A 644-nucleotide genomic window follows, 5' to 3' on the forward strand; every position below is an offset into this window, starting at 1 on the left:
GGTAATGACGGTCCAGGGCGGCCTGATAGTCGGCGTCCGGATCCCCGAACAACTCACGGAACCGCGCGGAGTAGTCCTCTGACGGGGCGACCAATCGGTAGAAGTAGTAGTGACCGATCTCGTGGCGGAAGTGGCCCAGCAGAGTGCGGTACGGCTCGTCCATCGCGATCCGCAGCTGCTCGCGGTGCACATCGTCGCCTTCGGCGAGATCCAGGGTGATGACACCGTTGTGATGGCCGGTGAACACCTTGTCGGACTCGCTGGAGAGCAGGTCGAACGCCAGTCCGAACTGAGAATCCTGGTCACGGCCGACGATCGGCAGCTTCAGCTCGTGCAGCTCGGCGATCAACCGGCGCTTGGCCTTCTCCGCGTCGGCGAACGACGCCATCGCCGCGGTGTCGGTGTCGGCCGGCCGGGTGCGGGTGAGTGCACATGAGGCACACAGCTGGCCGCCCTGCCCGATCCGGACGAGCCAATTGCACTCGGCCAGATGCAGATTGGCGCACAGCTGATACTGGTCCTCGTCGACCGCGCCGGCGTGGTCGCTCTGGTCGGTGTCGGTGATCACCAGCAGCGCCATGTCGTCGACCGAGAACCCCAGCGCACTGCCGCACGAAAGGCACAGGGAGTTCTCGAATGCCAGG

Annotated in this window: 1 protein-coding gene; it reads right to left on the reverse strand. The window is 65.2% G+C overall.

The genetic code is table 11. The features are described from left to right. Nucleotides 1-643: putative zinc-binding metallopeptidase (locus RNB18_RS50770; RefSeq protein WP_311720899.1), on the reverse strand; the 643-nt coding region annotated here is incomplete at its 3' end. Between the last annotated feature and the right edge of the window lies 1 nt (nt 644).

Origin of the sequence: Streptomyces doebereineriae (assembly GCF_031845645.1) — a bacterium.
GTDB lineage: Bacteria > Actinomycetota > Actinomycetes > Streptomycetales > Streptomycetaceae > Streptomyces > Streptomyces canus.